17 protein-coding genes are annotated in these 20,808 nt (G+C 72.6%); 7 read left to right on the forward strand and 10 right to left on the reverse strand.

The annotated features are described in order from the left end of the window. Window position 1 precedes the first annotated feature (1 nt). From PZB75_RS27275 to PZB75_RS27290, 4 genes are all read right to left on the reverse strand, one after another. Window positions 2–1,021 carry a CoA ester lyase gene (locus PZB75_RS27275; RefSeq protein WP_275537941.1) on the reverse strand — a complete coding sequence of 340 codons (1,020 nt, stop codon included), beginning with the start codon at window positions 1,019–1,021 and terminating at the stop codon, window positions 2–4. Beyond that, window positions 1,018–3,030, reverse strand: coding sequence for a protein meaA (locus PZB75_RS27280; RefSeq protein ID WP_275537942.1), 2,013 nt, complete (start codon window positions 3,028–3,030; stop codon window positions 1,018–1,020). The genes PZB75_RS27275 and PZB75_RS27280 overlap by 4 nt, the downstream gene beginning before the upstream one ends. Further along, window positions 3,030–4,367, reverse strand: coding sequence for a crotonyl-CoA carboxylase/reductase (gene ccrA, locus PZB75_RS27285; RefSeq protein WP_275537943.1), 1,338 nt, complete (start codon window positions 4,365–4,367; stop codon window positions 3,030–3,032). The genes PZB75_RS27280 and ccrA overlap by 1 nt, the downstream gene beginning before the upstream one ends. Window positions 4,368–4,794: 427 nt before the next feature. Next, window positions 4,795–5,586 (reverse strand): GNAT family N-acetyltransferase, encoded by a 792-nt coding sequence (locus PZB75_RS27290; RefSeq protein ID WP_275537944.1) that lies wholly within the window; start codon window positions 5,584–5,586, stop codon window positions 4,795–4,797. Window positions 5,587–5,785: 199 nt separating this feature from the next. Here PZB75_RS27290 and PZB75_RS27295 point away from each other — a divergent pair, with 199 nt between their 5' ends. Then, complete coding sequence (locus tag PZB75_RS27295) at window positions 5,786–6,514, forward strand: restriction endonuclease (RefSeq protein ID WP_275537945.1); 729 nt, start codon at window positions 5,786–5,788, stop codon at window positions 6,512–6,514. Between the two features lie 115 nt (window positions 6,515–6,629). Here PZB75_RS27295 and PZB75_RS27300 read toward each other — a convergent pair whose 3' ends face one another. Next, window positions 6,630–7,445 carry a TetR family transcriptional regulator gene (locus PZB75_RS27300; protein WP_275537946.1) on the reverse strand — a complete coding sequence of 272 codons (816 nt, stop codon included), beginning with the start codon at window positions 7,443–7,445 and terminating at the stop codon, window positions 6,630–6,632. A gap of 91 nt (window positions 7,446–7,536) precedes the next feature. Then, window positions 7,537–9,330 carry a 3-hydroxyacyl-CoA dehydrogenase gene (locus PZB75_RS27305; protein ID WP_275537947.1) on the reverse strand — a complete coding sequence of 598 codons (1,794 nt, stop codon included), beginning with the start codon at window positions 9,328–9,330 and terminating at the stop codon, window positions 7,537–7,539. Window positions 9,331–9,763: 433 nt separating this feature from the next. On the opposite strand from PZB75_RS27305, the gene PZB75_RS27310 reads away from it, so the two are divergent. Continuing rightward, window positions 9,764–10,390 carry an adenylosuccinate lyase gene (locus PZB75_RS27310; RefSeq protein WP_275537948.1) on the forward strand — a complete coding sequence of 209 codons (627 nt, stop codon included), beginning with the start codon at window positions 9,764–9,766 and terminating at the stop codon, window positions 10,388–10,390. 358 nt (window positions 10,391–10,748) lie between these two features. Here PZB75_RS27310 and PZB75_RS27315 read toward each other — a convergent pair whose 3' ends face one another. Further along, window positions 10,749–11,783 carry an Rv2578c family radical SAM protein gene (locus PZB75_RS27315; RefSeq protein ID WP_275537949.1) on the reverse strand — a complete coding sequence of 345 codons (1,035 nt, stop codon included), beginning with the start codon at window positions 11,781–11,783 and terminating at the stop codon, window positions 10,749–10,751. 169 nt (window positions 11,784–11,952) lie between these two features. Between PZB75_RS27315 and PZB75_RS27320 the strand changes: the two genes are divergently transcribed. Beyond that, entirely contained in the window at window positions 11,953–12,405 is a 453-nt protein-coding gene (locus PZB75_RS27320) for an SRPBCC family protein (protein ID WP_275537950.1), read from the forward strand. A gap of 188 nt (window positions 12,406–12,593) precedes the next feature. Continuing rightward, window positions 12,594–15,107, forward strand: a complete 2,514-nt coding sequence (locus PZB75_RS27325) for an MFS transporter (RefSeq protein ID WP_275537951.1) — start codon at window positions 12,594–12,596, stop codon at window positions 15,105–15,107. A 162-nt stretch (window positions 15,108–15,269) separates the two neighbouring features. Here the strand turns inward: PZB75_RS27325 and PZB75_RS27330 are convergent, their stop codons facing one another. Then, window positions 15,270–15,488 (reverse strand): hypothetical protein, encoded by a 219-nt coding sequence (locus tag PZB75_RS27330; RefSeq protein WP_275537952.1) that lies wholly within the window; start codon window positions 15,486–15,488, stop codon window positions 15,270–15,272. A 259-nt stretch (window positions 15,489–15,747) separates the two neighbouring features. Here PZB75_RS27330 and PZB75_RS27335 point away from each other — a divergent pair, with 259 nt between their 5' ends. Continuing rightward, entirely contained in the window at window positions 15,748–16,779 is a 1,032-nt protein-coding gene (locus PZB75_RS27335) for a PHP domain-containing protein (RefSeq protein ID WP_275538890.1), read from the forward strand. Between the two features lie 345 nt (window positions 16,780–17,124). Here PZB75_RS27335 and PZB75_RS27340 read toward each other — a convergent pair whose 3' ends face one another. Continuing rightward, window positions 17,125–17,556, reverse strand: a complete 432-nt coding sequence (locus tag PZB75_RS27340) for a DUF3618 domain-containing protein (RefSeq protein ID WP_275537953.1) — start codon at window positions 17,554–17,556, stop codon at window positions 17,125–17,127. Beyond that, on the reverse strand, window positions 17,553–17,996 hold the full coding sequence (locus PZB75_RS27345) for a phage holin family protein (protein ID WP_275537954.1): 444 nt from the start codon (window positions 17,994–17,996) through the stop codon (window positions 17,553–17,555). Before PZB75_RS27345 ends, PZB75_RS27340 begins: the two co-directional genes overlap by 4 nt. A 582-nt stretch (window positions 17,997–18,578) precedes the next feature. Here PZB75_RS27345 and PZB75_RS27350 point away from each other — a divergent pair. Together PZB75_RS27350 and PZB75_RS27355 are read left to right on the forward strand one after the other, a co-directional pair. Next, a complete protein-coding gene (locus PZB75_RS27350; RefSeq protein ID WP_275537955.1) occupies window positions 18,579–19,412 on the forward strand; it encodes a M55 family metallopeptidase in 834 nt (277 codons plus the stop codon). 1 nt (window position 19,413) lies between these two features. Then, window positions 19,414–20,793, forward strand: coding sequence for a M20/M25/M40 family metallo-hydrolase (locus tag PZB75_RS27355; RefSeq protein WP_275538891.1), 1,380 nt, complete (start codon window positions 19,414–19,416; stop codon window positions 20,791–20,793). Window positions 20,794–20,808: the final 15 nt, after the last annotated feature.

Here is a 20,808-nt window from a genome sequence, read left to right on the forward strand (position 1 = left end):
GTCAGACCTCCGGCGCTTCGAATTTCGTGGTGCGGCGCATTCCGGCCGCGCGGCCCTTGCCCGCGATCACCAACGCCATCTTGCGGCTCGCCTCGTCGATCATTTCGTCGCCGAGCATCGCCGAGCCCTTCCTGCCGCCCGCCTCGGAGGTGCACCACTCGTAGGCGTCGAGGATCATCTCGGCGTGGTCGTAGTCCTTCTGGGACGGTGAGAACACCTCGTTGGCCGCGTCGACCTGGCCGGGGTGCAGCACCCACTTGCCGTCGAAGCCCAGAGCCGCCGCACGCCCCGCCACCTCGCGGTACGCGTCCACGTCGCGGATCTGGAGGAACGGGCCGTCGATCGCCTGGAGACCGTGCGCACGGGCCGCCATCAGGATGCGCATCAGGATGTAGTGGTACGCGTCCGCGCCGTACCCGGGCGGCTGCTGACCGACCACCAGCGTCTTCATGTTGATGGAGGCCATGAAGTCGGCAGGACCGAAGATCAGGGTTTCGAGCCGCGGGGACGAGCCGGCGATGTCGTCGATGTTGACGAGACCCCTGGCGTTCTCGATCTGTGCCTCGATACCGATCCGGCCGGTCTCGAACCCCATCGTCCGCTCGATCTGGGTGAGCAGCAGATCGAGGGCGACGACCTGCTGGGCGTCCTGGACCTTCGGCAGCATCACGCAGTCGAGGTTCTGGCCCGCGCCCTCGACGACCGTGACCACATCGCGGTACGTCCACTGCGTGGTCCAGTCGTTGACCCGCACCGCCCGGGTCTTCCCCTTCCAGTCGCCGTTGTTCAGCGCGTCGACGATCATGTGCCGGGCGCCCTCCTTGGCGAGCGGCGCGCAGGCGTCCTCCAGGTCCAGGAACACCTGGTCGGCCGGGAGCCCCTGGGCCTTCTCCAGGAACCGCGGGTTCGAGCCCGGCACGGCCAGGCAGGAGCGGCGCGGACGCGGCCGGTCCGGGAGGTGTCCGGCGGGGCCGCTCCCCGGCGGGGCGGTGGCGGGCGACGGGCGGTCGGACGTGGTCATGCGGGGACCTCCAGAGGGTCGAGTTCGTTCGCTTTCCGGATCTCGTCGACGATACGGCCGATGATTTCCGTGATGCCGAAGTCCTTCGGGGTGAAGACGGCGGCCACACCTGCCCGGCGCAGCTGCCCGGCGTCGGCCGGCGGGATGATCCCGCCGACGATCACCGGGACGTCGGCCGCCCCCGCCTCCCGCAGCCGGACCAGCACGTCCGGCACCAGCTCGGCGTGCGAACCGGACAGGATCGACAGACCGACACAGTGCACGTCCTCGGCGAGCGCGGCGGAGACGATCTGCTCGGGGGTGAGCCTGATGCCCTGGTAGACGACCTCGAACCCGGCGTCGCGGGCCCGTACGGCGATCTGCTCCGCCCCGTTGGAGTGCCCGTCGAGGCCCGGCTTGCCGACCAGCAGCCGCAGCCGTCCGCACCCCAGATCGGCGGCCGTGCGGGACGCCTTCTCCCGGACGAGGGCGAGTGGGGTGCCCGGTTCGGCGGTCACCGCGACCGGGGCGGACGACACCCCGGTCGGTGCGCGGAACTCGCCGAAGACCTCACGCAGCGCCCAGGACCACTCGCCGGTGGTGACGCCCGCGCGGGCGCACTCGACGGTCGCCCCCATCAGGTTCTCGGTGCCCGCCGCGGCTTCCTTCAGGGCGGCCAGCGCCTGGCCGGCACGGGTCTCGTCACGGGTGGCGCGCCACTCGTGGAGCGAGGCCACCACCCGGGCCTCGTTCGCGGGATCGACGGTCATGACCGCCGCGTCGAGGTCGGCGGTGAGCGGGCTGGGCTCGGTCGTCCCGTGGATGTTGACGCCGACGATCCTCTCGTCGCCGCTCTCGATCCTGGCGCGGCGCTCGGCGTGCGAGGAGACCAGCCGCGACTTCAGATAGCCGGACTCGACGGCGGCCATCGCACCGCCCATCAGCCGGACGCGTTCCATCTCCGCCAGCGAGTCGGTGACCAGCTCGGTCACCTTGGCCTCGACGACGTGCGAACCGGCGAAGACGTCCTCGTACTCCAGCAGATCGCTCTCGTGGGCCAGGACCTGCTGGATGCGGAGCGACCACTGCTGGTCCCAGGGGCGGGGCAGCCCCAGGGCCTCGTTCCAGGCGGGCAGTTGGACGGCGCGGGCGCGGGCGTCCTTGGAGAGGGTGACGGCCAGCATCTCCAGCACGATGCGCTGGACGTTGTTCTCCGGCTGGGCCTCGGTCAGGCCGAGGGAGTTGACCTGGACGCCGTACCGGAACCGGCGCTGCCTGGCGTCCTCGATGCCGTACCGCTCCCGGGTGACCCGGTCCCAGATGCGGCCGAAGGCGCGCATCTTGCACATCTCCTCGATGAAGCGGACGCCGGCGTTGACGAAGAAGGAGATCCGCGCGACGACGTCACCGAACCTCTCCGCCGGGACCTGGCCGGAGTCGCGCACCGCGTCGAGGACGGCGACGGCCGTCGACATGGCGTACGCGATCTCCTGGACCGGGGTGGCCCCCGCCTCCTGGAGGTGGTAGCTGCAGATGTTGATCGGGTTCCACTTCGGGACGCGGGCGACCGTGTACGCGATCATGTCGGTGGTCAGCCGCAGCGAGGGCGTGGGCGGGAAGACGTGCGTCCCGCGCGAGAGGTACTCCTTCACGATGTCGTTCTGGGTCGTGCCCTGGAGCAGGCCGGGGTCGGCGCCCTGTTCCTCGGCGACCACCTGGTAGAGCGCCAGCAGCCACATCGCGGTCGCGTTGATCGTCATCGAGGTGTTCGTCCGCTCCAGGGGGATGTCCTGGAACAGCCGCCGCATGTCCCCGAGGTGCGAGACGGGCACCCCGACCCGGCCGACCTCACCGCGGGCGAGGACGTGATCGGGGTCGTACCCCGTCTGGGTCGGCAGGTCGAAGGCGACCGAGAGGCCGGTCTGGCCCTTGGCGAGGTTGCGCCGGTAGAGCTCGTTGGACGCCTCGGCGGTCGAGTGACCGGCGTACGTCCGCATGAGCCACGGGCGGTCCTTGCGGCGCCCGGTCATCACACGTCCCGGAATCGGTTGATCGCGTCGAGGTGCCGCTCGCGCAGTTCCGTGTCGCGCACGCCCAGACCCTCGCGGGGGGCCAGCGCGAGCACCCCGACCTTGCCCTGGTGGACGTTGCGGTGCACGTCGTGGGCGGCCTGGCCGGTGTCCGCCAGGGAGTAGACCTTCGACAGGGTCGGATGGATCTTCCCCTTGGCGACCAGCCGGTTGGCCTCCCACGCCTCACGGTAGTTGGCGAAGTGGGAGCCGACGATGCGCTTCAGCGACATCCACAGATAGCGGTTGTCGTACTCATGGGTGTAGCCCGACGTGGACGCGCAGGTGACGATCGTGCCGCCCTTGCGGGTCACGTACACCGAGGCGCCGAACGTCTCGCGGCCCGGGTGCTCGAAGACGATGTCCACGTCCTCGCCGCCGGTCAGTTCCCGGATGCGCCTGCCGAACCGCTTCCACTCGCGCGGGTCCTGCCGGTGTTCGTCCTGCCAGAACGCGTACCCCTCGGCGCTGCGGTCGATGATCGCCTCGGCGCCCATCCGCCGGCAGATGTCCGCCTTGCGGTCGCTGGAGACGACGCAGATCGGATTGGCGCCGCCGGCCAGCGCGAACTGGGTCGCGTACGAACCGAGTCCGCCGCTCGCGCCCCAGATCAGCACGTTGTCGCCCTGCTTCATGCCCGCCCCGTTGCGCGAGACGAGCTGGCGGTACGCGGTCGAGTTGACCAGACCGGGGGCGGCGGCCTCCTCCCAGCTGAGGTGGTCCGGCTTGGGCATCAGCTGGTTGGACTTGACGAGGGCGATCTCGGCGAGGCCGCCGAAGTTGGTCTCGAAGCCCCAGATGCGCTGTTCGGGGTCGAGCATCGTGTCGTTGTGGCCGTCCGAGGACTCCAGCTCGACCGAGAGACAGTGCGCGACGACCTCGTCACCGGGCTTCCAGGCGTTGACGCCGGGCCCGGCGCGCAGCACGACGCCCGCCAGATCGGAGCCGATGACGTGGTACGGGAGGTCATGACGGCGGGTCAGCTCGCTGAGCCTGCCGTACCGTTCCAGGAAGCCGAAGGTGGCCATCGGTTCGAAGAGCGAGGTCCAGACCGAGTTGTAGTTCACCGAACTGGCCATGACGGCCACCAGCGCCTCACCGGGGCCGAGTTCGGGCACCGGCACCTCGTCGAGGTGCAGCGATCTGCGGGGGTCCTTGTCCCGGGTGGCGAGGCCGTCGAACATCTCGGTCTCGTCCTTGTGCACGGTCACCGCGCGGTACGACTCGGGCAGGGGCAGGGCCGCGAAGTCCGCGGCCGTACCGTCCCGCGATTGGATCGCGTCCAGGATTTCCTTCACGGTGTTGCCTCCGGCTGATGGGGTCTCCCCCGCCTGAGCGCGGAGCCGGCGGTTCGGGGGAGCGTTGAGGGTCGCCCGGGGGTCCCAGGGGCATGGGGAGCGGTGCTGAGTGGAGGTGGGTGCCGTCGGTCCGGCGGATGGAGCTGTGGCGTGCTCGGTGGAGCGGAGGGGGTCGCCTGTGACGCAGGCGTCCGGGCGGGGCGGGCGCGGGCCCGCCGGGACATCCGGTGTACGGGTGGTCGCCGCACGCCGGTCGCCCGGACAGCTTCAACGTATGGCACTGTGTGACAGCTGACAAGGCACTGGGTGCCAATAATTTCTCTCAGATGTCATCCGCCGGGCACGCATGAGCGCGCGAGGGACTTGCGGCGGTGCCACGCCGGGTGGAACCCGGCCGCGTCGGACGGGGCGTTCCGCGGACGGGGCGCTACGAGTCCGACCCGTACACGTACGGCGTCGTCGTGCTCAGGGCCGTGAAGCCGAGCCGCCGCAGGATCGGTTCGGACCGGTCGGTGGCATCGACCTGGAGATAGCGGTAGCCGCGCTCGGCGGCGATCCGGGCCCGGAACGCGACCAGGGCGCGGTAGACGCCCCTGCCCCGCCACCGCGCCACCGTGCCGCCGCCCCAGAGCCCGGCGAACGCCGTACCGGGACACAGCTCCATCCGGGCCGAACTCACCGGCTCGTCGCCCGCCATGGCGAGCACCGCGACGAAGGTGTCCGGCGCCTTCGTCAGCCGCGCCGTCACCTGGTGCCGCAGCCGGGAGGCGTCCGCGCCGAAGGCCCGCTCATGGGCGAGCGCCATCAGCTCCACATCGGCGGGCCCGGTCACCGCGCGCAGGCGTACGCCCTCCGGCGGTACGACGGCCGTGGACAGCTCCGCGACCGGGGCGACCAGCAGCGTCTCCGTCGGCTCCGGCACGAGACCGGCCGCAGCGAGCCGCCCGCCCAGGCCGGCCGGCCGGTCGTGCGCGTAGAGCTTCCACTCGAACCGGCCGTGCCCGAGCCCCGTGAAGTGCTCCACCTGCGCCGCGATCGCCGCGTCCGCGCGTACCGCGTCCAGCTCGGGGGAGGACCACACCACTCCGTTCCAGTCGTCCGCCGCGCCGACCTGCCGGACGACGTCACCGGCCCGCTCGACCCGCACCCCCGGGCCGTCCGGCGCCGCCAGCTCACGCATCTCACGGTCGAACAGCCTCAGCAGCGCGTCATGGTCCATCGGCCCACCCCAGCACCGTGGACCGGCCCCGGCAACCCGGTTTCGCCGATGCCGCGCCCAGGCCGCGCACGGGTCGTTGAACCGCGTGGGCCGGGGCACATGTCACAGGCGGGCGATCTTGGGTGGCTCGCTGGTGACACACCGGGCCGTGCCGGACCGCACGGCGCCGAGCCGCAGCAACAGGGGTGGGCAGCCACAGATGACGATACCGATCCGCAGACAGGCGGCCGAGCGCCGCAGGCCCGCGTTCAACCTCCGCCGCACGACGTTCGGGTTCGCCCTCGTCGCCCTCCTGCTGTGGGGCGGGGGACTGACCCTGCGGCTGGCCTGGCAGGCCGCCGGACGGCACCCGGTCGCCGCGGTGCTGGTGTCGGCCGTCGTGTGCGCGGGCGCGGTGGCGCTGCTGCGCGGGCGCCGCGACCGGCGGATGGCCCGCACCGTCGCCGGAGCGGTCACCGACGCCACCCATGAACTGCTCGACGCGGCGGCCCCCGAGCCCACGCTGGAACTCACCACCGACATCCCGGCGCCGGTACCGGTGGACTACGCGGCCATGGACGCGGCGGAGTTCGAGGCGGCCGTCGCCGGGCTCTGCGAGCGCGACGGCTGCCAGGACGTCCATGTGGTCGGCGGCGCGGGCGACCTCGGCGCCGATGTCGTCGCACTCACCCCCGACGGCCGCCGCGTCGTCGTCCAGTGCAAGTGCTACGGACCCACGAACAAGGTCGGCTCGCAGGACCTCCAGCGGTTCGGCGGCACCTGTTACGCCGTGCACGAGGCGGAGATCGCCGTCGTCGTGACCACCAGCGAGTTCACCGAACCGGCCGCCGACTACGCGGACCGGTGCGGCATCCTGCGCGTCGACCGGCCGGCCCTCGACGCGTGGAGCGACGGCAGCGGACCGCCGCCCTGGGCGTGGCAGGACTGAGACCGGAGCCGGACGGACCCCCGCCGGGCCCCTGGAACAGGGCGCCGGGCCCCTGCGACCGGTCGGGGCCCGAGCAGGGTGCCGGGCCCCTCGGCCGGGACCCGTGCCGCACCGGTCAGTGCGCCTTCAGCGCCTGCTTGATGGTGCGCATCACTTCGTCGAGCGGCGCGTCCGTCCTGGCCACCGCGACCAGCACCTCGCCCTGGGTGCTCACCGAGGCCGCCGGGGACCTCGCGGGCTCCGGGCCGACGATCCGTCCCGCGCCGATCCCGGTGCCGAAGGTGTCCCGGACGATCGCGAAGGCGTGGTCGAGCTGGTCCTCCACGTCGCCCTGCCCGCCCGCCCGCAGCCAGCGACGCAGCACATGGTTGTGCGCGGTGACCACGGCGGACGCCGCCACCTCGGCGAGCAGCGGGTCGTCGTTGCCGTCGCGGTGGTCGTGCTCGTCGAAGTGGCCCAGCAGATAGCGGGTGAACAGCCGCTCGTAGCGGGCCACCGAGGCGATCTCCGCCTCACGCAGCGTGGGCACCTCGCGGGTCAGCTTGTACCGTGCCACGGAGACCGCGGGCTTCGCCGCGTACATCCTCATGACTTCCTTGATGCCCCGGCAGACCGTGTCGAGCGGGTGCTCGTGCGCGGGCGCCGCGTTCAGGACGGCCTCGGCCCGTACGAGGGTGTCGTCGTGGTCCGGGAAGATCGCCTCTTCCTTGGAGCGGAAGTGCCGGAAGAAGGTGCGCCGGGCCACTCCGGCCGCACCGGCGATCTCGTCGACCGTCGTCGCCTCGTACCCCTTCGTCGCGAAGAGTTCCATCGCCGCGGCGGCCAACTCGCGGCGCATCTTGAGTCGTTGGGCGGCGGCACGGGTGCCCGCGGCGCTCTCCGGGACATCGGACGCGGCGGACGCACGGGGTGACTTGGCGGGCTGGGACATGAGGTGAACGTACTGCATCGACGCAGGAGGGTGTGCCCGTGGGGGCGGACCGCGCGATGGATCGAGCAGCCCGCCCCACCCCGTTCCCGGGTCAGCGGCGGGCATGCTCGCGGAAGCCGCGCCCGGTCTTGCGGCCGAGGCAGCCCGCGGCCACCAGATGCTCCAGGAGGGGGGCCGGGGCCAGCCCCGGATCGCGGAACGCGCGGTGCAGCACCCTCTCGATGGCGAGCGAGACGTCGAGCCCCACGACGTCGAGCAGTTCGAAGGGACCCATCGGATAGCCGCCGCCGAGCCTCATCGCGGCGTCGATGTCGTCGGGCGTCGCGTAGTGCTCCTGCACCATCTTGACCGCGTTGTTGAGATACGGGAACAGCAGCGCGTTCACGATGAACCCGGCCCGGTCACCGCAGTCCACCGGGTGCTTGCCCGCCCGCAGACAGACCTCGCGGACCGTGGCGTGCGCCTCGTCGGTGGTGAGCACCGTGCGGACCACCTCGACCAGCTTCATGGCGGGCGCCGGATTGAAGAAGTGCATCCCGACGACGTCCTGCGGCCGGGACGTCGCGCGGGCGCACGCCACCACCGGCAGTGACGAGGTGGTCGTGGCGAGGACCGCGCCCGACGTGCAGACCCGGTCGAGCGTCGCGAACAACCGCTGCTTGACCGCCAGGTCCTCGGCGACCGCCTCCACGACGAGGTCCACCCCGGCGAACGCGTCCGGCGACCCGGCGGGGACGATCCCGGCCAGGGCGGCGTCCCGGTCCACGGCGGTCAGCCGCCCCTTGGCGACGGACCGCCCGAGCGACGCGGCGATCCGGTCCCTGGCGGTGTCCGCCTTCGCCCTGCCGCGGGCGGCCAGCACCACCTCGTACCCGGCCTTCGCGAAGACCTCCGCGATCCCGGACGCCATCGTCCCGGAGCCCGCGACGCCGACCGACCGCACGGTCCGCCCGGTCACCGTCCCGGGGCCCGCGCCCGCCCCCGGTGACGGGGTCAGCGCGTCCGGAACCACGGTCGCGCCGCCCGCCGCCTCGTACGTGTAGAAGCCGCGCCCCGCCTTGCGCCCGGTCAGGCCCGCCCCGGCCAACTGGCCCAGGACCGGCGCCGGGGCGTGCAGCCGGTCGTGCGACGCGCAGTACATGGCCTCCAGCACCGTGCGCGCGGTATCGACGCCGATCAGGTCCAGCAGGGCGAGCGGCCCCATCGGCAGCCCGCAGCCCAGCCGCATCGCCGTGTCGATGTCCTCGCGGGACGCGTACTTCGCCTCGTACATCGCGGCGGCCTGGTTGAGATAGCCGAACAGCAGCCCGTCCGCGACGAAGCCCGGCCGGTCGCCGACGGCCACCGGCTCCTTGCCGAGCTCCCGGGCGAGCGCGGTGACGGCCGCCACGGCCGGCGGCGCGGTCAGCACCGACGAGACCACCTCGACCAGTCTCATCGCGGGCACCGGAGCGAAGAAGTGCAGACCCAGGACGCGTTCGGGGTGCCGTGACCCGGCGGCGAGCCGGGTCACCGACAGGGCGTTGGTGCCGGTCGCCAGGATCGCGGTGGGGGAGACGATCGCGTCGAGCTCCCGGAACACCCGCTCCTTGACCTCGTACGACTCCGGCACGACCTCGACGACCAGTTCCGCGTCGGCGGCGGCGCGCGGATCGGAGAAGGTGCGGAACCGGGCGAGGGCGTCCCGCCGTTCCTTCTCGGTGACGCGCCCGCGCACGACGGCGCGGGCGGTGGAGGACTCCAGGGCGGCGACGGCCCGGCGGGCGGCGCCGTCGTCGATGTCGATACCGACGACCTCGCGGCCGGCACGGACCAGGACCTCGGCGATGCCGGTGCCCATCGTGCCGAGGCCGACGACGGCGATCGTGCTGAGCGGGGTGTCCATCACGGGACTCCAGGGGTGAGTGACGACTGTGAGAGGGCGAGGCGCGTACGCGGGCGGGTGCGTCCGAGGCACACAGGGCGTGGACCGGCACACACGGCGCGAGAAAGGCGCGTGTCGTGAGCGGGGCCTGGGCGAGGGGATCGGGCGTTCGAAACCACCCGGACCACCCCGGACCACCCCGGCCGGGGTGAAGGCGACGGGCCCTGTCCCGGAGCCACGTCGTACCGAACCGCAGAAGCGCGGTACCGCGGAGATACAGAACCGCTGAACCGACGAACACCCGGGCGGCTGCGTCACCAGGCCGTCCGGATCTCACGGGATCGTGTCCCGCGCCTTGAGGTTAACCGGCGAGTAACGTGCACGCCAGACCTCGGTCGTTGTGCACCGGCTCACACTTCGCGTACCAACCGTGATCGCCGATACGCTGACGGTCATGGACGAGGAGTACCGGTCGTCGGCCGACCGGCTGACGCGTGAGGCGGGCGGATCGGCGCAGTGCCGCGCGCTACTCGCCACCGAAGACGACGAGGAACTGGCCCGGGTCCTCACCGAGCCCGAACGCCCGCTCTGGGCGCGCGAGCTCGCTGCCGTCCGGCTGGGCCGCGCGGGGGACCGGCGAGCCTTCGAGACCCTGGTCCTGCTCCTCAACCACCGCGACCCCGAACGCTGCGCGTCCGCCGCGCACGTCCTGCTCCGGCTCGGCGACCCGCGTACGCCGCGCGCGGCCGCCACGCTCGCGACGAACCCGCTGCGCACGGCGTACGCCCTGCACCCGGTCCGGCTGCTGGCCGAGTTGCGCGCCCCCGAGTCCGTGCCCGCGCTGACGCGCACGCTGGAGCGGCTGCTGGCCCCGGACGAACCGCACTGGCGGGTGGCGCTGGCCTGTGTGGAGGGGCTCGGCCTGCTGGGCGACGGGCGGGCCCGGCCGGTGCTGGAATCGGCGTTGCCGCACCCCCGGCTCGGGGACGCGGCGAGGACGGCGCTCGGCCGGCTGCCGCGGTTCCCGGCGCAGGAGCGCGAAGCGGGGGTACGCGGCGGCGGACCGGGGTCTCCCGGATGACCCGTCACCGCCCGGGGTACGCCCGTACCGGCGGCTCTCACGCGCCGGCCGGCCGCGCCTGAGATCCGCGGCTGAGCCGCGGAAGCCGAGCAACCGGTGCGGCGCGCTGCCGGCGCCGCCGAGACGCGCCCTCTCACCGGTGGTCGCCCCGCTCCCGACCGCGCCCGTGCGCTGTGCCAACCGCGCCGCCGTGCGCCGCGCCGCGCCGCCGCCCGCGCCCGTGGCGGTGGTCGCGGGCCGAGTCGGCCCCGCGAGAGGCACCCCGCGTTCCCGCACGGCAGGTCATCATCCGATCGTGTTCGGCCCGTCCGGCGAGTCCCTGACGGCCGGCCGTCAGGGGGTCCGTGGCCTGTCCTCGTCAGAGCAGGGTCAGCTGGGTGGGGCCCTCCGGAGCCGGACCGGAGGCCGGAGGTGGCGGAATCCGGCGGGGCTCACCGCGGTCGGCCGGGCCGATGCCGAACTCCGCCGCCAGCTCGTGCACCTGACGGGTGATCCGGCGCTGGTACCACTTGGGGGCGTACGCCCCGTCCGCGTACAGCCGTTCGTACCGCCGCACCAGATGGGGGTGGTGCTGTCCGAGCCACTGGGTGAACCATTCGCGGGCGCCGGGGCGCAGATGGAGCACGAGCGGGGTGACGGAGGTCGCCCCGGCGGCGGCGATCGCGTGGACGGTGGCCCGCAACTGCTCGGGACGGTCGCCGAGGAACGGGATGACGGGCGCCATCAGGACCCCGCAGCCGATGCCCCGCGCGGAGAGGGCGCGCACGACGTCGAGGCGGCGCTCGGGGGAGGGGGTGCCGGGCTCCACGGTCCGCCACAGTTCGCTGTCGACGAAGCCGACGGAGACCGAGACGCCGACCTCGGTGACGTCGGCCGCCTGGCGCAACAGGTCGAGGTCCCGGAGGATCAGCGTGCCCTTCGTGAGGATCGAGAAGGGGTTCGCCCGGTCACGCAGTGCGGAGATGATGCCGGGCATCAGCCGGTAGCGGCCCTCGGCGCGCTGGTAGCAGTCGACGTTGGTGCCCATCGCGATGTGCGCGCCCTCCCAGTGGCTGGAGGCGAGCTGGCGGCGCAGCAGCTCGGGGGCGTTGACCTTGACGACGATCTGCGAGTCGAAGCCGAGCCCGGTGTCGAGGTCCAGATAGCTGTGGGTCTTGCGGGCGAAGCAGTAGACACAGGCGTGGGTGCAGCCCCGGTACGGGTTCACGGTCCATTCGAACGGCATCCGGGACGCCCCCGGCACCCGGTTCACGATCGAACGGGCCCGGATCTCATGGAAGGTGATGCCCCGGAATTCGGGGGTGTCGAAGGTGCGCGTGGTCACCGCGTCGGCGGCGAAGAGCGCGCTGTCCCGGGCCGTCGGGGGGTTCTCGGCCAGATTGTCCCAGCGCATGGACGCCTCCTCGGTAGCACTGCTCAGAGAATAGAACATTTGTTCCCATGATCGTTTCCTCCCTTTCGTTCCCCCTCGCCCATCGCTGGACTTCCCGCGGATTTTGAGCGGGGTGCCGGAGGTGGTTGGCTCAGCACACCCCGAACAACCGAGTGCTGGAGGAACAGCCATGGCGCAGGTCGAGGCCACGACAGAGCGGATCATCGCGGCGGACGCGGAGACGGTGTTCGACGCGCTGGCGGACTACAGGGAGACCCGGGGCAAGGTGCTGCCCGGCCAGTACAGCGAGTACGAGGTGAGGGAGGGCGGTGACGGCGAGGGCACCCTCGTCCACTGGAAGCTCCAGGCGACCAGCAAGCGGGTGCGTGACTGCCTGCTGGAGGTCACCGAGCCGACCGACGGGCAGCTGGTCGAGAAGGACCGCAACTCCTCCATGGTGACCACCTGGACCGTCACCCCGGCGGGCGAGGGCAAGTCCCAGGCCGTCGTCTCGACCGTCTGGAACGGCGCGGGCGGCATCGGCGGGTTCTTCGAGAGGACCTTCGCCCCCAAGGGCCTCGGCCGCATCTACGACGAGCTGCTGCTGAATCTCGCCACCGAGGTCGAAAAGCGACCCCGGTAACCCCCGGGGACGTCTTCCGCTCCTCACCGGTTCGGGTGGTCTTCCCCGGTCGGCCGTTGGTACCCCGCAGCGGCTCCCACCGGGGATAAGCCTCCGGAACACGCCGCGGACGCCCCCCGGCCGCGTTTGCCCTCGCTTCTCGCCCGATGCGGAAATGGCCGGGGCAGACGCGACGAGGGGAGCGGTACGTGGTGGGCGGGGTCACGCTGGTGAAGGACGAGCCGGGCGGCGAAGGGGACGCGGGGGCGGCCGGGGGAACGGACACGGCGCGGCCGGCCGGTGCCGACGGCGGACCCGGACCGGGCACTTCCGCCGCGACCGCACCCGCTCCGGCCGCCGGGCCGCGCACCGCACCGCCGCCGGGCGCACCGCCCGCACCGATCGTGGAGCTCGGCCCCCGCCAGGTCAGGATGATCTTCCTGGGCCTGATGCTCACGCTGCTGCTCGCGGCGCTCGACCAGATGATCGTCGCCACCGCGCTGCCGAAGATCGTCGGCGAGCTGCACGGCCTGGAGAAGATGTCCTGGGCGGTCACCGCCTACCTCCTCGCCTCCACCATCGGACTGCCGATCTACGGGAAGCTCGGCGACCTCTTCGGCCGCAAGGGCGTCTTCCAGTTCGCGATCATCGTCTTCGTGATCGGCTCGGCGCTGGCGGGCTGGTCCCGCACGATGAACGAGCTGATCGCGTTCCGGGCCGTCCAGGGGGTCGGTGGCGGCGGGCTGATGATCGGCGTGCAGGCGATCATCGCGGACGTCGTACCGCCGCGCGAGCGCGGCCGGTTCATGGGGCTCATCGGCGCGGCCTTCGGTCTCGCGTCCGTCGCGGGCCCGCTGCTCGGCGGCTTCTTCACCGATCACGCCTCCTGGCGCTGGTGCTTCTACATCAACGTCCCGTTCGGCCTCGGCACGCTCGCCGTCATCGCCGTCGTACTGAAACTCCCCAGGCCCGCCGTCCGGCCCCGGCTCGACATCCTCGGCGCACTCCTGCTGGCGCTGGCCTCGACCTGTCTGGTGCTGCTGACGAGCTGGGGCGGTACGGAGTACGCCTGGGGCTCACGGACCATCCTGGGACTCGCCGCCGGAGCCGCCGTGTCGGCCGTGCTCTTCCTCCTCGTCGAGCGGCGCGCGGCCGAACCGATCATCCCGCTGCGGCTGTTCCGCGACTCCATCTTCAACGTCACCGCCCTGGTCGGAGCCGTCGTCGGCGTCGCGCTCTTCGGCGCCGCCAGTTACCTTCCGACCTTCCTCCAGATGGTCGGCGGCGCCAGCGCCACCGAGTCCGGCCTGCTGATGCTCCCGATGATGGGCGGCATCGTCGCCTCGTCGGTCATCTCGGGCCAGCTGATCTCCCGTACCGGGCGCTACCGCCTCTACCCCATCGTCGGCTCCGCCGTCTCGACCGTCGGCATGTGGCTGCTGTCCCGGCTGGAGGCGGACACCCCGCGCTTCGAATGCGGTGTGTACCAGGCGGTCCTCGGCATCGGGATCGGCCTGATCATGTCGGTGCTCGTCCTCGCCGTGCAGAACTCCGTACAGCCGTCCGACATCGGCAGCGCCACCAGCGCCAACAACTACTTCCGGCAGATCGGCGGCAGCGTCGGCGCCGCCGTCTTCGGGACCCTCTTCGCGAGCCGCCTCGCGGACGCGCTCGCCGTGCGCCTGCCGACCGGCGTCGACCTCCCCGCCCCGGAATCGATCACCCCGCAGCTGGTCCACGCCCTGGAACCCGCGCTGCGCGACAGCTACATCCAGGCATACGCCGACGCGATGCCCCGGATCTTCCTCTATCTCGTGCCGGTCCTCGCGCTCGGCCTGTTCTTCGCCTTCTTCCTCAAGGAGAAACCGCTGGTGTCCCACCACACCCCCGACATCGCCGCCGAGCCCGCACCGGTCCCCGCCGCCCGCACCGCCTCCGCCGCACCGCCCGCCGGGAACGCCGCCCCCGGGGTCCCGGTCGGCGGACACGTCCAGCACCCCGACGGCACCCGGGTGCCGCGCGCCGCCCTCACCCTCATCGACGTCCAGGGACAGCAGATCGGGCGCGGCGCGAGCGACGAGGACGGGCGGTACGCGCTGAGCGTCCCGGGCTCCGGCTCGTACGTCCTCATCGCCGCGGCCGGCGGCCATCAGCCGCAGGCGGTCAGCGTCACCGTCGGCGAGCGGCCCGTCGAGATCGACGTCGTGCTCGGCGGTGCGGGACGGCTCGCCGGGAAGGTCGTCACCGCGGACGGCAGTCCCGTACCGGGCGCCGCCGTCACCCTCACCGACGTACGTGGCGAGGTGGTCGCGACGGCCCGCAGCGGTCATCAGGGCGGATACGTCATCACCGAGCTGGTGGCCGGTGAGTACACCCTCGCCGCCGGCGCACCCGCCTTCCGGCCCGCCGCCCTGCCGGTGAGCGTGCAGGCGGCCAGGGAGACCCGGCAGGACATCGAACTGGCCGGTGGCGCCGTGCTGCGGGGAGTGGTGCGGGCCGGCGGCGGACGGCTGGTGGAGGACGCACGCGTCACGCTCCTGGACGCCGCGGGCAACGTGGTCGACACGCTGACCACCGGAGCCGACGGGACGTTCCGCTTCGTCGACCTGTCGTCCGGTGAGTACACCGTGATCGCGGCGGGTTACCCGCCGGTCGCGACCGTGCTCCAGGTCGCGGGCGGCAGCCGTACCGAACGCGACCTGCAACTCGGCCACGAGGACTGAGCGTTCCGACGACCGGGGCCCCTCGTCCGGTACCACGGACGTCAGGAGTGCGGCGCGGTGAGCGTGCCGGCCGCGTGGACGGCGGGCACCGGCGGGAGCGTTCCGGTGATCGCGCGCGGCCGGGAAGTCTCCGCCACGGCCCGGACCGTCCCGGGGAGCGGATCAGGCCGCGCGGCGGGTCCCGTCCAGGGACGTGGCATCGGCGGACCGGTCGGTCGCGGCGGAGGCGGACGGCAGATCCGGCACGACGCGCAGATGACGTGGGCGGGCCGCGTGGGCGGGCTCATGGCGAGGCTCGGCGAACACACGTTCCTCGTAGCGCCCCATGGCCAGCAGGACGCACATCATCACGGGGGGTACGAGAAGAGCGAGGAGGACCACAACGGCTCCTTGAGGGACAACGGGGACTGCTGTCGAGTTGCCGTATTCGGCGGCCGGAAACCCCGGCCCGCGCAAAGTCCCCGCACGCGGACGAGCCGGACGCGTGGGGCCGAGGGGGCGCTGCGGGTGCGTGGCCCCGCCGCGCGAGCGGGTGCGGGCCGCGCCAGACTGGACGGACGACAGGGCCGGCCGCACCGGCCCGCGCACGCCGGTGAGGGCGGCGAGCCCGACCGTGGAACGAGGGGGCCTGGAGGTGGTGGTGGAGCCGGTCGACGCGCTGGGACGGATCGCGTTCCTGCTGGAGCGGGGCGGCGCGGCCACGTATCGCGTACAGGCGTTCCGTACCGCTGCGGGGGTGGTCGATGCGATGGCGGAGGGCGAGGCCGCCCGGCGGGCGGCGGACGGGACACTGGAGGCGGTCAGGGGGATCGGCCCGAAGACGGCGCTCGTGGTCCGCGAGGCCCTGGCCGGACGGACACCGGACTATCTGGAGCGGCTGGAGGAAGAGGCCGCGGCGCCGCTCGCCGAAGGCGGTGAGGCGTTGCGCGCCCGGCTGCGGGGCGACTGCCATCTGCACTCGGACTGGTCGGACGGCGGCAGCCCGATCGAGGCCATGGGCCGCGCGGCCCAGGGGCTGGGCCACAGCTGGGCGGCCCTCACCGATCACTCTCCCCGGCTGACCGTCGCCCACGGTCTCTCGCCGGAACGGTTGCGACGACAACTGGCGGAGGTGGCGGAACTCAACGAGCGGTGGGCACCGTTCAGGCTGCTCACCGGAATCGAGTGCGACATCCTCCCGGACGGCTCCCTCGACCAGGAACCGGAACTGCTCGCGCGGCTCGATGTCGTGGTCGTGTCCGTCCACTCGAAGCTGCGCATGGACCGTGACGCGATGACGCGGCGCATGATCGCGGCCGTTCGCCATCCGCACGCGGACGTACTGGGACACTGCACCGGGCGTCTGGTGACCGGGCGGGGACGCCCGGAGTCGGAGTTCGACGCGGAGGAGGTGTTCGCCGCGTGCGCGGAGGCGGGCACCGCCGTGGAGATCAACAGCCGCCCGGAGCGGCTCGATCCCCCACGGCGCCTGCTGCGCCGAGCGGTCGAGGCGGGCGTGCTGTTCGCGATCGACACCGACGCGCACGCGCCGGGGCAGCTGGACTGGCAGATCCGCGGCTGTGCGCGGGCCGAGGAGTGCGGGGTGCCGGTGGACCGCGTCGTCACGTCGTGGACGGCGGACGAGCTGCTGGCGTGGACGCGGGACGGGGAGCTTCCGGCGCGGCTGGCCTGAGGACGGGCCCGTGGGTGACGAAGCGGGGCGGCCCCGGGCCGGGGGCCGCCCCGCTTCGGAGGCCGGGGGTGATCGCCGCTGTCAGCAGGAGGCACCGGTGCCGAACGGTCCGGTTCCCGTCGGACCGGCTCCCTTCGAGGCGCCGGCTCGGACCGCCATCCGGCCCGTCCGTACGGGCGGGGGGCCGAACGCCGAGCGGGCCGTCCTCCCGATGCGGGAAGAACGGCCCGCGCACACGGAACACCCGTTCGGCGTACGCACCCGCCCACCGTGGGAGCGGAGCGCCCGCATCAGTGCGGCGCGTCGGCACCCACCCCGTCCGGGGTGACGGACGCGCCGGGTACGTCAGCCGCGTCGGGCCCGGCGGACGAGGCAGACCACGGCCAGCGTGGCGACCCCGAGCCCGATGAGCAGACCCCGGTTGTCCCGGGCCGCCCCCATGGCCCGAGCGGCCTTCTCCTGTACGGCGTCCGGGGTGTTGTCCTGGATGGCGACACCCAGCGAGGAGGCCGCGTCGGCCAACTGCCCGGCGGCCTGTCCCGCCTTCTCCCGTACCGGCTCGGGGGTCCTGGCGCGGGCCACGTCGCGGGCGTGCGTGGTCGCGCCCTGGACCCTGTCCTTCAGCTCCGCCCCCATGTCGCGCGCCCGAGCCTTCACGTCGGCCTTGGCCGTCAGCGCCTCCACGGTCCGGCCGAGCTCGTCACGGGTGCCCTCGACCCGCTCGCGCAGCTCCTCGGGGCTCGGGGTGGAACCGCTGTCGTGCGACTTCTCGTTCATCGGTGTGTCCTTTCCTTGATCTCCGCCACGTCGGCCTTGACACCGTCGATGGCCTGCTCGGGGGCGGGCGGCATCGCCCGGCCGAGCTGCTTCCTGCCGCTGAGGGCGAAGGCCCCCGCCGTCGCGCACAGCACCGCCGTCACCACGAGAGCGGCGCCCCACACCGGCAGGACCAGCGCGAGTGCGGCGATGGCCGCGACGGCGAGGGTCTGGAGGGCCACGAAGCCCACCACGCCCGCACCGCCGAAGAGGCCGCCGCCGAGACCGAAGCGCTTGCCCTTGCGCACCATCTCGGCCTGCGCCAGGGCGAGTTCCTGCCGCGCCAACCGGGTGATCTGCTCCGACGCGAGGCCGACCAGCTCACTCGTCGACGCTTCGGAGGGACGGTCCGATGAGGAACCGGGGGCGAGATCGGTCGGGCGGTCGTGCGTCGTGGCCATCCTTCACACCTTTCTGTCTGCGGCCCGCCCGACCGTCCATGACGGGAGGTCATGGACGGTCCGGCCGTTCACCGGACGCGCCCGGCGCGTTCCCGGCCGGACCACGGCCGCGGACCGTTGCTCCGTGTCGCCGTTCCGGGACGGCCGCGCGCCGTACGAAGTTCTTCGCGTGCGGGCACGATCACCGCGTGCCCCTGTTCCGGCCCGCCACACACGGGGCGTGCACCCTTGTCGGTCCGCGCACCGGGCCGCCGGCGTCCCGCCGGCCTCCTCGCGGGGCGTCCCGGCCGCCCGGCGAGGCGGAAGGACGCGGCGCTGTTCCGGACGGGGGAGATGGGCATCGGATCTTGACCGGGAGGGGGGACGGCCGGACGGTGAAGATGCTTGTATGGGCGGACCACGTCAGGAACCCGTCCGACATCCTTCAAGATCCGGCATTCTTCAGATCCGACGTCCTCACAGACCGGCGCAGACCCAGACACCGACACCGACGCAGACACAGAGACCGATCCCGGACCGGTACCGGCGGCCGGTGCCATGACCGGAGTGGACGACCCCGACCCGCGAGAAGACGGACTCCTCATGAAGATCCTGATCAGCGCCGACATGGAGGGCGCCACGGGGGTGACCTGGCCCGCCGACGTGCTGCCCGGCACCCCGGAGTGGGAGCGGTGCCGCGCGATGTTCACCTCCGACGTGAACGCGGCGGTTCTCGGTTTCTACGACGGGGGCGCCGACGACGTCATCATCAACGAGGCGCACTGGTCCATGCGCAACCTCCTGCTGGAACGGCTCGACGACCGGGCCCGGATGCTCACCGGCAGACACAAGTCCCTGAGCATGGTCGAGGGCGTCCAGCACGGGGACGTGGACGGCATCGCCTTCGTCGGCTATCACACGGGCGCCGGTACGAAGGGTGTCCTCGCCCACACCTATCTCGCCAACTCCATCACGGGGGTGTGGCTGAACGGGGTGCGCGCCGGCGAGGGACTGCTCAACGCCAGGGTGGCCGCCGAGTACGGTGTGCCGGTCGTCCTCGTCACCGGCGACGACCTGACCTGCGAGGACGCCGAGGGGTACGCCCCCGCCGCCCGCAAGGTCGCGGTCAAGGACCATGTGTCGCGGTACGCGGCGGTGTGCCGGACCCCGGCCCGTACCGCCGCCGACATCCGCGCCGCGGCCGAGGAGGCGGCCGGTTTGGCGGTGCGTCACGCCCGGGTGGACGGCGGTCCGTTTACGGTGGAGCTGGAGTTCGACGCCGAACACCTGTCCGCCGCCGCCACCGTGGTCCCCGGCGTCGCCCCCAGCGGTGAGCGGCGTGTGGCCTACACGAGCGCGACGATGTACGAAGGCATCCGCACATTCAAGGCGGTGACGACGATCGTGTCGTCCGCCGTGGAGGAACAGTATGGCTGAGATGCCACCGACCGCCCCGTCCGCACCGACCACCGCCTCGCCCGCCCGGAGCCCCGACACCGGCCCGGTCGACGGCCGGGCGCTCGACGAATCGGTGACCTTCACCTCCGAACTGATCCGGATCGACACGACCAACCGGGGCGGCGGCGACTGCCGCGAGCGCCCCGCCGCCGAGTACGTCGCCGAACGGCTCGCCGCCACCGGACTGGAACCCGTCCTGCTGGAGCGCACCCCCGGACGCACCAACGTGGTCGCCAGGATCGAGGGCACCGACCCGTCGGCCGACGCCCTCCTCGTGCACGGCCATCTCGACGTGGTGCCCGCGGAGGCGGCGGACTGGACCGTCCACCCGTTCTCCGGGGAGATCCGGGATGGTGTCGTATGGGGCCGCGGCGCCATCGACATGAAGAACATGGACGCGATGGTCCTCGCCGTCGTACGGGCCTGGGCACGTGCCGGGGTCCGGCCCCGGCGGGACATCGTGATCGCGTACACCGCGGACGAGGAGGCCAGCGCCGACGACGGGTCCGGCTTTCTCGCCGACCGGCACGCCGGGCTCTTCGAGGGCTGTACGGAAGGCATCAGCGAGTCCGGTGCCTTCACCTTCCACGCCGGGCCGGGGATGTCGCTCTACCCGATCGCGGCGGGCGAGCGCGGCACCGGCTGGCTCAAGCTCACCGCCCACGGTAAGGCGGGTCACGGCTCCAAGGTCAACAAGGCCAACGCGGTCAGCGCGCTCGCCGCGGCCGTCGCCCGCATCGGGGCGCACGAATGGCCGGTGCGCCTCACCCCGACCGTGCGGGCCGCGCTCACCGAGATCGCCGCGCTGCACGGCATAAGCGCGGACCTGGACTCTCCCGGCTTCGAGGTGGACGAACTGCTGGGCAAGCTCGGCCCGGCCGCCGCGCTGATCGAGCCGACCGTCCGCAACAGCGCCAACCCGACCATGCTGGACGCCGGGTACAAGGTCAACGTGATCCCTGGCCGCGCCACCGCGTACATCGACGGCCGGACCGTCCCCGGCGGTGAGGACGAGTTCCGCGCCACCCTCGACCGGCTGACCGGACCCGACGTCGACTGGGAGTTCGACCACCGGGAGGTCGCCCTCCAGGCACCGGTCGACTCCCCGACGTACGCCGGACTGCGCGCGGCGGTGGAACGCTTCGACCCGGACGGGCACGTCGTGCCGTACTGCATGTCGGGAGGCACCGACGCCAAGCAGTTCTCCCGGCTCGGCATCACCGGCTACGGATTCTCACCGCTGAAACTGCCCGTCGGCTTCGACTACCAGGCGCTCTTCCACGGTGTCGACGAACGGGTGCCGGTCGAGGCCCTGCACTTCGGCGTCCGGGTCCTCGACCACTACCTGCGCACGGCGTAGACCGTGTCGTCGCGA

It is taken from the genome of Streptomyces sp. AM 4-1-1 (assembly GCF_029167625.1).
Lineage (GTDB): Bacteria > Actinomycetota > Actinomycetes > Streptomycetales > Streptomycetaceae > Streptomyces.